This window comes from Lysobacter sp. GCM10012299 (assembly GCF_042649405.1).
Taxonomy (GTDB): domain Bacteria; phylum Pseudomonadota; class Gammaproteobacteria; order Xanthomonadales; family Xanthomonadaceae; genus Lysobacter_J.
In genome coordinates, this window is record NZ_JBHRZC010000003.1 from 712,222 (window position 1) to 722,280 (window position 10,059).

The following is a 10,059-nucleotide window of genomic DNA, read 5'->3' on the forward strand; positions in this document are numbered from 1 at the left end:
ACATTAGCTATTCAACGCGAGAGTATACCAGCCGGGCCCTTTGAAGGTTGACTGGGAGCTTGAGCGCGGGTATTGGCGGGCTGCGTTCGTCGGCCGCTGTTGGGCATCTGGGGACGGTCTGCGGGAGGGCGTTGGTCGGCAGAGCGGGGATTGCTCCGTCCCGCGGACGACATCCTGTCTTTACGCGGGACGCGGGACATCCATGTCCCGCTGCTCCGCAATCCCCGCTCTGCCGACCAACGCTTCGGCAATTCGTTGCGCGGTCTTCGTCAGGGGCCTGGAGACGCACGTCATCCCGGCGAACGCCGGGACCCAGGCCCGCACCCTCTCCGCCCGCCTCAGTCACCGTCATCCCCGCGAAGGCGGGGATCCAAGGACGTTGCTCAGGACGATCAACCGCTAATCACCCCATGTTCCACGTGGAACCGTCGAACCTGGGCCGTTGCATCCAACCCAGTGGGCGCCTCGGTGCCGGTAATGAAAACCTGCGCCCCGCTAGCCTGCAGCCGGGCCAGCACTCGCCCCTGGTGCTGCCGGTCCAGCTCAGACGCCAGATCGTCCAACGCCACCACGGGCCACTCTCCGCGTGCCGCAGCGTGGTGCTCCGCCTGCGCCAGCAACGCCGACAGGGCCGTCAGCTTGGCCTGTCCGCGGGAAAGCGCCTCACGGCCGGGAATCGAGCCGAAGACGATGCGCCAGTCCGCCCTGTGCGGCCCTACGGAGCTGTAGCCGGCGGCGAGGTCGCGTTCTCGGGCCAGTAGCAGTGCGTCTGCCAGTGGGAGTTCGTCCCGACGCCAACCCGGCACGTAATCGAGGCGACTGGTCCCCAGGGCAGGGGCCAGTTCCGAGAGCAGGGCGGCAAACCGGGGTTGGAGCTGTTCGAGGTACTGCTCGCGGCGCCGGCTCAGCGGTTCTCCGGCCTCGGCCAGCTCGTGGTCCCAGGCGTCGAGCTGTCCGTCCCGGGCGCGGGCCTTGAGCAGGGCGTTTCGCTGCTTCAGCGCCCGGGCGTAGCGGCGCCAGAGGGGGAGGAAATCCTGTTCCACGTGGAACAAGCCCCAATCGAGGTAGCGGCGACGGGATTCGCCGCCTCCGGTGATGAGGGCGTGGCTGCCGGGTTCGAAGCTGACGACGGCGAGGGCAGCGCACAGGTCTCCGAGCTGGGAGACGTTGGCGCCGTCGAGGCGGCCGGTCCAGTCCTGGCCGCTGTGTCGCATGCCGGCCTTGCGGGTGCGCTCGGGCGCTTGGGTACCTGCCGGGGCGTCGGAACCCGTCCCAAGCCGCTCCTGCCACTCTACGAAGACCTCGAGTGCCGGATCACCGTCCCGGATCAGCCCGTCGCGTACCCGTCCGCGGAAGCTGCGGCCGTAGGCCATCAGGTGCAGGGCTTCGAGCACGCTGGTCTTGCCGGCGCCGTTGTCGCCGGTGATCAGGTTGAGGCCTGGGGAGGGATCGAGGCGGAGCTCGACGAACCGGCGCAAATGGCGCAGTTCAAGGCGGGTGACATGCATTGAGGGCAGTTTACCGGTCCGACCTGGTGGGGGTAAGGACGGTACTGGCTGTGAGGTGTTCCACGTGGAACACGGATCGGGGAAGTGTTGCCAGCCGGCAAAGAACCACGTCCTTGGATTCCCGCCTTCGCGGGAATGACGGGCGACGGGCGAGGAACTTCGGGAATGACAGGCCTGAAACAAAAAGCCCGGCACTTGGCCGGGCTTTCTGGTGTTGCGTCCTGCTGGAATCAGAGGCGCAGCGGCATCACGACGTGGCGGCAGCGGTCGTTGGCTGCTTCACGCACCAGCGCGGAGGAGTTGGCGTCGCGCAGGGCGATCACCACGTGCTCGTCCTTTAGCGCGCTCAGGGCGTCGAGCAGGTAGTTGACGTTGAAGCCCACGGCCAGGTCGTCGACCTTGGTGTCGGCTTCGACTTCTTCCTGCGCTTCTTCCTGCTCCGGGTTGTGCGCGCTGATCTTCAGCTGGCCCGGGGACACTTCCAGGCGCACGCCACGGTACTTCTCGTTCGACAGGATCGCGGCGCGCTGCAGCGAGGCACGCAGCACTTCGCGGTCGATGCGGATCTCGCGGTCGGCACCGATCGGAATCACCGCTTCGTAGTCCGGGAAGCGGCCGTCGATCAGCTTGCTGGTAAAGGTCACGTCGTCGCGCTTCACGCGCAGATGGCCGCGGCCCATCTCCAGCTCGAGTTCGCGGTCGCCGCCTTCGAGCAGGCGTTGCAGTTCCTGCACGCCCTTGCGCGGCACGATGATCTGGCGCTTGGTCTGGGCGCCGTTCTCGAGCGGCGATTCGCACAGTGCCAGGCGGTGGCCATCGGTAGCCACGCAGCGAAGGCTCGATTCGCGCAAGTCGAACAGCAGGCCGTTGAGGTAGTAGCGGACGTCCTGCTGCGCCATGGCGAAGGCAGTGCGTTCGATCAGTTCCTTCAGGCTTGCTTCCGGCACGCGTACGCGCTCGGTGGCTTCGACTTCGTCGATCGACGGGAAGTCGTTCGCCGGCAGGCTCGCCAGGGTGAAGCGCGATCGGCCGGCTTGCACCGTGATCTTCTCCGCCGACTGCGAAATGGTGACCTTGCTGCCGTCGGGCAGGGCGCGAACGATTTCGAAAAGCTTTCGCGCCGGGATCGTGGTTTCGCCGTCCTGGGCGTCATCGACCATGACGCGCGACACCATCTCCACTTCCAGGTCGGTACCGGTCAGCGACAGCTGTCCGTCCTTCACCTGGACCAGAAGGTTGGCCAGGACCGGAAGGGTCTGGCGGCGCTCGACGACGTTGACGACCTGAGCGAGCGGCTTGAGAAAGACTTCGCGTTGAAGGCTGAAACGCATGCGGACCCCGTCCCCGTGCCATTACTAAAGATGTGGAATAAATCAAAAGCATGGTGGTGGTGGAGCAGCCGAAAACCCGGGAAAACTGCACCAAACTTTTGATTTATAAGGATTTTATTGCCTGCGAAACTTCGGTAGAACTACCCCGCTAAGTCCCGGACAAACTGTGGACAACTCTAACGCACCGGTGACGGGTGTGAATTGTCCACAACTTGTGCCCGCAACATACACGGCTTACCCGCAGGCCTTGAGGATAAGTATGTCTCGCCCGGCGCAGCTTTGCGCTGCGGCCTCAGGCGGACTTACTCACTGAGCTTGCGGATCAGCTTGTCCCAGTCTTCGCGCAGCTTGCCGTCGGTCTCCATCAGCGTGCGGATCTGCCGGCAGGCATGCAGCACGGTGGTGTGGTCGCGACCGGCGAAGGCGTCGCCGATCTCCGGCAGGCTGTGTTCGGTCAGTTCCTTGGCCAGGGCCATCGCCATCTGTCGCGGACGCGCCAGCGAGCGCGTGCGGCGCTTGGACAGCAGGTCCTTCATCTGCAGGCCGTAGTAATCAGCGACGGTCTTCTGGATGTTGGGAATGCCGATCGCCTGCTGCTGCGCGCGCAACAGGTCGCGCAGGGTCTCCTGGGCGAACTCGACGGTGATCGCGCGGCCGGTGAAGTTGGCGCGCGCGGCCAGGGTGTTGAGGGCGCCCTCGAGGTCGCGCACGTTGCTGCGCATCTTCTTGGCGAGCAGGAAGGCGACCTCCTCGGGGATGTTGGCGCCGCGCTCGCGCGCCTTCGACAGCACGATCTGCGCGCGCGTTTCGAAATCCGGCGGCTCGATCGCCACGCTCAGGCCCCAGGCCAGGCGCGACTTCAGGCGCGGCTCCAGGCCTTCGACTTCGCGCGGGTAGCGGTCGCAGGTCAGGATGATCTGCTGCTTGCCGTCGAAGAGCTGGTTGAAGGTGTGGAAGAACTCTTCCTGGGTGCGGTCCTTGCCGGCGAAGAACTGGATGTCGTCGATCAGCAGCGCGTCCACCTGCTGGAACTGGCGCTTGAACGCATCCATGGTCTTGTCCTGCAGCGACTTCATCATCGCGCTGAAGAACTGCTCGCTGCGCAGGTACAGCACGCGCATGTTCGGGTTGGCGCTGCGCATGGCATTGCCGGCGGCGAACATCAGGTGGGTCTTGCCCAGGCCGGTGCCGCCGTACAGCAGCAGCGGGTTGTGGGCGCGGTCGCCGGGCTTCAGCGACGCCTGCCAGGCGGCGGCGCGACCGAGCTGGTTGCTGCGACCTTCGACGAAGTTGTCGAAGGTGTAGTGATTGTCGAGGTGGCCGTTGAACGGCTCCGACGGCACGGCGCGCGCGGCCGGGGCCGGTTCGTTCTGCGGCATCGGCATGGGCGCGCGCGGCAGCGAGCCGACTTCCAGGCTGACCTCGCCGCTACCGGCAAAATAGGTCAGCAACTCGCGGATGCGGGCCAGGTAGCGTTCGCGCACATGCTCGACGACGAAGGCGTTGGGCGCATACAGCACGGTGACGTCGTCACGCTGGGTCGCCTGCAGCGGCTTGAGCCAGGTGTGGACATCTTCGGCCGGCAGTTCGGCTTCAAGGCGTTCGAGGCAGCGGGGCCAGGCATCCATCAGGTAGGGCGTCTTCTTCAGTTGCGGTCTGCGGGCCTGCGGCCTCGGACAAAAAGCGGCCCGCCACGCGATGCGCACATCGCGGCGAAACGGGGCGGGGGTGAGGCTCAGACTATCACCGAGAATGAGCTCGCGACAGGACTTGTCCACAGGCAAATTAACAGGTAGTCCACAGGCCTTGGCCCGCCAGCCACGTCGGCCCCGGACTCCGCGGTGGTTTGGCGGGTTGACCTGCGGGCCAGGCACCCGCTAGAATCGCCGGTCCTATTTGACGTTTTCGCAGAGCCGGATCATGGCCACCAAGCGCACCTATCAGCCCAGCAACCTCAAGCGCAAGCGCGACCACGGCTTCCGTGCCCGCATGGCGACTGCCGACGGCCGCAAGATCCTGGCCCGTCGCCGCGCCAAGGGCCGCAAGCGTCTCTGCGCCTAAGCGTTGCTGCCGCCGCATCTCGCGGCGGCCGACCGGCACCCGCCGGTAGTCCCTACATCGGAAGTCACAAGATGACCTCGGCCCGCTTCCCGCGCACGGCGCGGGTACGCGCGCGTTCCGACTTCGACCGCATATTCCAGCATGGCCGGCGCGTAGCGCTGCCCGTGCTGGCTTTGCATTGGCAGGCCAGCGAGAACCCTCCGCGCCTGGGCCTTGCCGTCTCGCGCAAGGTCGATCCCAACGCGGTCGGCCGCAATCGCATCAAGCGCGTCCTGCGCGATACCTTCCGCCAGATCCGCGGTGAACTCGCCGCGGGCGACTACGTCGTGGTCGCACGTCCTGCCGCCGCGCGCAGCACCGGCCCGGAACTCGTCGCGGCCCTGCGCGGTCTGTTGCAGCGCTGCGGCGCCCTGCCCGCCGCCAGCGCATTGCCACCGACTTCATTGCCCCCATCTGCTGTGGACGGCACAATGCCGGCCGCTTCCCCTTCCGCCCCAATGCCTGACCCCGGTCAAGGCTGAGCCCGCCTGTCGCCCATGAACCAGACCCGTGTTTTTCTGATCTTCGCCTGGCTGATGGTGGCGACCCTGCTGTGGATGGAGTGGGGCAAGGAGAAGGCCGCGCCGCCCGAGGCCGCGCAAACCACCGCGACGACCGCGACCGCCGCCGCCGGCAATGGCTCCGTGCCCGGCGTGCCGACGGCCCCGCTCGCACCGGGCGCAGTGCCCAGCGCACCGAACATGGCGGCCACCGCATCGCCGGCGACCGCAGCTGCCGCGCCGACGGCCACCGTCACCACCGACGTGCTCAAGGTCGTCCTCGATGGCGGCGAGCTGCGCCAGGCCGACCTGCTGAAGTATCCGAGCACGGCCGACCGCGACAGCGCGCCGGTGCGCGTGTTCGCGCAGGATCCTTCCAACTACTTCGTCGCCCAGAGCGGCTGGGTGCAGAGCGGCGCCGCCGGCGCGCAGAACGCGCCCACGCACGAAGCCGGCTTCGTGCCCGAAGGTGGCAAGACCGACTACACGCTGGCTGACGGCGCCGCGAGCGTCGACGTGCCTTTCGTCTGGACCGGCGCCAACGGCGTGACCATCCGTCGCACCTACACCTTCACCCGCGGCGACTACGTCGTGCGCGTGCGCGACGAAGTGATCAACGCCGGCAGCACGCCGTGGCAGGGCTTCGTCTACCGCCAGCTCAGCCGCGTTCCGCGCGCACTGGTGAAGAAGGGCCCGATGAGCGCCGAGCAGTACAGCTTCCAGGGCGCGGCGTGGTACTCGAGCGCCGACAAGTACGAGAAGCGCAAGTACGACAAGTTCGTCGATGACGGCCCGCTGCAGAAGGAAGTCACCGGTGGCTGGGTCGGCATGCTGCAGCACCACTTTTTCTCGGCCTGGATTCCGGGCGCGAACGACAAGAGCACCTTCTCGCTGGCGACCACGCAGGGCACTGGCGGCACGCAGTACGTGGTGCGCGAAGTCGGTCCGGGCGTGAATGTCGCCCCGGGTACCAACGCCAGCACCGAGGCGCGTCTGTGGGTCGGCCCGAAGCTGGTCAAGGCGATCGAAGCGCAGAACGTCCCCGGCCTCGACCGCGCCGTCGACTTCAGCAGCTTCAGCATCATGGCGACGATCGCCAGCTGGCTGTTCTGGGTGCTCGAAAAGATCTACCACCTGGTCGGCAACTGGGGCTGGGCGATCGTCGGCCTGGTGCTGCTGATCAAGCTGGCGATGTATCCGCTGTCCGCGGCGCAGTACAAGTCGATGGCCAAGATGCGCAAGTTCCAGCCGCGCATGGCGCAGCTCAAGGAGCGCTACGGCGACGACAAGCAGAAGCTGCAGATGGCGATGATGGAGCTGTACAAGAAGGAGAAGATCAACCCGGTCGGCGGCTGCCTGCCGATCCTGCTGCAGATGCCGGTGTTCCTGGCGCTGTACTGGATGCTGTCGGAATCGGTCGAGCTGCGCCACGCGCCGTGGATCGGCTGGATCACCGACCTGACCTCGCGCGATCCCTACTTCGTGCTGCCGCTGATCAACGTCGCGGTGATGTGGTTCACGCAGAAGCTCAACCCGACCGCGGGCATGGACCCGATGCAGGCGAAGATGATGCAGTTCATGCCGCTGGTGTTCGGCGTGATGTTCGCCTTCTTCCCGGCCGGCCTTGTGCTGTACTGGGTGACCAACGGCGCGCTCGGCCTGCTGCAGCAGTGGTGGATGGTCAAGCGCTACAGCGAGGAGCCGGCCAAGGCCTGAACCTTGCGGCAGTGAATCCACGAAGCCCGCCGCAAGGCGGGCTTTGTGTTTGTGGCTTCCCCTCTCCCCTTGAGGGAGAGGGACAGGCCTCCGAAGGAGGCCAGGGAGAGGGCTATCTGCGACCATATCGCCATGATCACGCCCAGCCGCGACACCATCGCCGCGATCGCCACCGCCCCGGGCGCGGGCGGCGTCGGCATCGTGCGCCTGTCCGGTCCGCGTGCACGCGCCATCGCAGAGGTGCTGTGCGCGCGAACACTCAAGCCGCGCCATGCCCACCACGTCCGCTTCACCGCCGCGGACGGTGAAGCCATCGACGATGGCATCGCCCTCCATTTCGCCGCGCCCGCCAGCTACACCGGCGAGGACGTGGTTGAACTGCAGGCCCACGGCAGCCCGGCCGTGCTGCAGGAACTGGTGACCCGTTGCGTTGCCCTGGGTGCGCGACGGGCTCGACCGGGTGAGTTCAGCGAGCGCGCCTTCCTCGAAGGTCGCCTCGACCTTGCCCAGGCCGAAGCGGTCGCCGACCTGATCGCGGCTGCCGATGTCCGCGCGGCGCGTGCGGCGCGGCGGGCACTGGACGGCGAGTTCTCGCGGCGCGTCGATGCACTGGCTGACGAACTGCTGGCGATCCGCGTGCACGTCGAGGCCGCGATCGATTTTGCTGACGAACCCATCGACACCCTCGGTGGTGCCCAGCTCCGTGCGCGCCTGGCCACCACGGCTTCGGCCCTGGACGAGCTGCTCGCCGCCGCCGAACGCGGCCGCCGCCTGCGCGACGGCCTGCACGCGGTGATCGTCGGCCCGCCCAACGCCGGCAAGAGCTCACTGCTCAACGTCCTCGCCGGCAGCGACCGCGCCATCGTCACCGACATCGCCGGCACCACCCGCGATCTGCTGCACGAGACGATCCGCATCGACGGTGTCGAGCTGACCCTGGTCGACACCGCCGGCCTGCGCGAGGGCGGCGACGTCATCGAGCGCGAGGGCATGCGCCGCGCCCGCGGCGAACTCGGCCGCGCCGACCTGGCCATCGTCGTGCTCGATGCGCGCGATCCGCAGGCCGGACGCCTCGCCGTCGTCGACGCGATCGCGGACGTGCCCCAGCGACTGTGGCTGCACAACAAGGCCGACCTGCTGGACACGCACGACGCCACGACCGATCCGGACACCCTGGCGGTGTCGGCACGCACCGGTCTTGGCGTGGAGGCGCTGCATGCCCGCCTGCGGCAGCTCGCCCAGGGCAACGACGACGCTGCCGGCGAAGGGGCCTTCACCGCCCGCGCCCGTCACGTCGACGCCCTGGTCGAGGCGCGCGGGGAACTGGCCGATGCCCGCGTACACCTGGACCATGAGGCACTCGACCTTGCTGCCGAGGCCCTGCGCCTTGCCCATGACCAGCTGGGCGAGATCACCGGACGCGTCCGCGCCGATGACCTGCTGGGTCACATCTTCTCGAGCTTCTGCATCGGCAAGTGATCGCGGGCGCTTGGCCGCGCACTGGCTGAACGGGCCGGAGCCGCCAGTGGAATTCAGTAACAGGGCGGGCAGATGGTAGGCTGCTGCCGCCACCGCTTGACAAACACGGCCCGCTCACGCGATTAAGAGCCGTGTGCTCGTGACGGCGCACTTCAGGGGAGCTTTGCCAATATGACCGTCGTAAATCCGCAAGCCCGGCGTTCCAGCCGGCTGTCCGCCGTAAAGCAGTTGTCCGCCGTGCTGGCCATCGCCTGCGCGCTGGCCGCCTGCCAGAAAGAAGAGCCAGCGCCGGAGAGCGCGGCTGCACCTGCAACCACCGCAGCCGCACCCGCGGTAACGGCCGACACCGCAGTGTCTGCCAAGGTAACGGCCATGACGGCCGACCAGTTGCGCGAGGCGGCCCGCAAGGCCTACGCCGAGAACCGCCTGTACGCTCCGGCCGAGGACAATGCGGTCGAGTACTACCTGGCCCTGCGTGACAAGGCACCCGGCGACGCCGCCGTGTCGAGCGCGCTGACCGACCTGCTGCCGATGACGGTCATCGCCATCGAACAGAGCGTCAACCGCGAAGACTTCACCGAAGCGCAGCGCCTGTCGGCCCTGCTCGAGAAGGCCGACGCGCAGCACCCGGCACTGGCCCGCCTCAAGACCAGCATCACCGCCCAGCAGGAAGCCGCTGGCAAGCGTGCCGCGCAGCAGCAGCTGACGGCCGAGGAAGAGACCAAGCGCAAGGCCGACCTCGAGGCCAAGCGGGTCGAGGACCAGAAGAAGCAGCAGGAAGAAGCTGCCAAGCTCCTGGCCCAGCAGAACAAGGCTGCTGCCGACAAGGCTGCCGCGGACAAGGTCGCCGCCGACAAGGCTGCTGCCGACAAGGCCGCGGCTGACGAGCGTGCCGCCGAGCAGCGTGCCGCGGTGGCACGCCAGACGGCTGCTGCACCGGCTACGGCCGATGCCAGCGATCTGCGTCCGCTGTCGATGCCGCCGCCGCGTTATCCGCCGGAAGCTCTGCGTGCCGGCACCTCGGGTGAGGTGCAGGTCGAGTTCACCGTCGGCACGGATGGTTCGGTCACCGCTGCCCGCGTGGTCCGTTCCAATCCGGCGCGCATCTTCGATCGCGAAGCGGTCAACGCTGTACGCAAGTGGCGCTTCCAGCCGGTCGATTCTCCGGTGACCACGCGCCGCACGATCGGCTTCAATCCGCAGAGCTGATCAGGCCAGCATCGCGGGACGGTTGGGGAGCCGGACTCGCGAACGCAACGCTCGATACAAGAAAGCCCGGCGAAAGCCGGGCTTTTTCTTTGCGCTGTTTCGGGCTTGCGTCTGCGGAGTGGCGTCGTCCGCCGGGCCGGGGATTGCTCCGCCCCTTAGTCGGACATCCTGTCCGATGCGGGGCGCGGGACATCCATGTCCCGCTGCGGATCAATC

General features: G+C 67.3%; 8 protein-coding genes. 5 read left to right on the plus strand and 3 right to left on the minus strand.

All coding sequences use genetic code 11. The features are described from left to right. Positions 1-392: 392 nt before the first annotated feature. From recF to dnaA, 3 genes are all read right to left on the minus strand, one after another. Complete coding sequence (gene recF, locus ACFOPO_RS11175) at positions 393-1,508, minus strand: DNA replication/repair protein RecF (RefSeq protein WP_386703266.1); 1,116 nt, start codon at positions 1,506-1,508, stop codon at positions 393-395. 230 nt (positions 1,509-1,738) lie between these two features. Then, positions 1,739-2,839, minus strand: a complete 1,101-nt coding sequence (gene dnaN / locus ACFOPO_RS11180; protein ID WP_386703267.1) for a DNA polymerase III subunit beta — start codon at positions 2,837-2,839, stop codon at positions 1,739-1,741. A gap of 302 nt (positions 2,840-3,141) precedes the next feature. Then, on the minus strand, positions 3,142-4,467 hold the full coding sequence (gene dnaA, locus ACFOPO_RS11185) for a chromosomal replication initiator protein DnaA (protein ID WP_386703268.1): 1,326 nt from the start codon (positions 4,465-4,467) through the stop codon (positions 3,142-3,144). 292 nt (positions 4,468-4,759) lie between these two features. Between dnaA and rpmH the strand changes: the two genes are divergently transcribed. From rpmH to ACFOPO_RS11210, 5 genes are all read left to right on the plus strand, one after another. Next, positions 4,760-4,900, plus strand: coding sequence for a 50S ribosomal protein L34 (rpmH, locus tag ACFOPO_RS11190; RefSeq protein ID WP_031374044.1), 141 nt, complete (start codon positions 4,760-4,762; stop codon positions 4,898-4,900). A gap of 71 nt (positions 4,901-4,971) precedes the next feature. Further along, the gene (gene rnpA, locus ACFOPO_RS11195; protein WP_386703269.1) at positions 4,972-5,421 is read left to right on the plus strand and encodes a ribonuclease P protein component; all 450 of its coding nucleotides are present in this window, start codon (positions 4,972-4,974) and stop codon (positions 5,419-5,421) included. 15 nt (positions 5,422-5,436) lie between these two features. Beyond that, positions 5,437-7,155: a membrane protein insertase YidC gene (gene yidC, locus ACFOPO_RS11200; protein WP_386703271.1), complete on the plus strand. Its 1,719-nt coding sequence runs from the start codon at positions 5,437-5,439 to the stop codon at positions 7,153-7,155. Between the two features lie 135 nt (positions 7,156-7,290). Then, positions 7,291-8,634, plus strand: a complete 1,344-nt coding sequence (mnmE, locus tag ACFOPO_RS11205) for a tRNA uridine-5-carboxymethylaminomethyl(34) synthesis GTPase MnmE (RefSeq protein WP_386703317.1) — start codon at positions 7,291-7,293, stop codon at positions 8,632-8,634. Between the two features lie 171 nt (positions 8,635-8,805). Continuing rightward, entirely contained in the window at positions 8,806-9,843 is a 1,038-nt protein-coding gene (locus ACFOPO_RS11210; RefSeq protein ID WP_386703273.1) for a TonB family protein, read from the plus strand. Positions 9,844-10,059 lie beyond the last annotated feature (216 nt).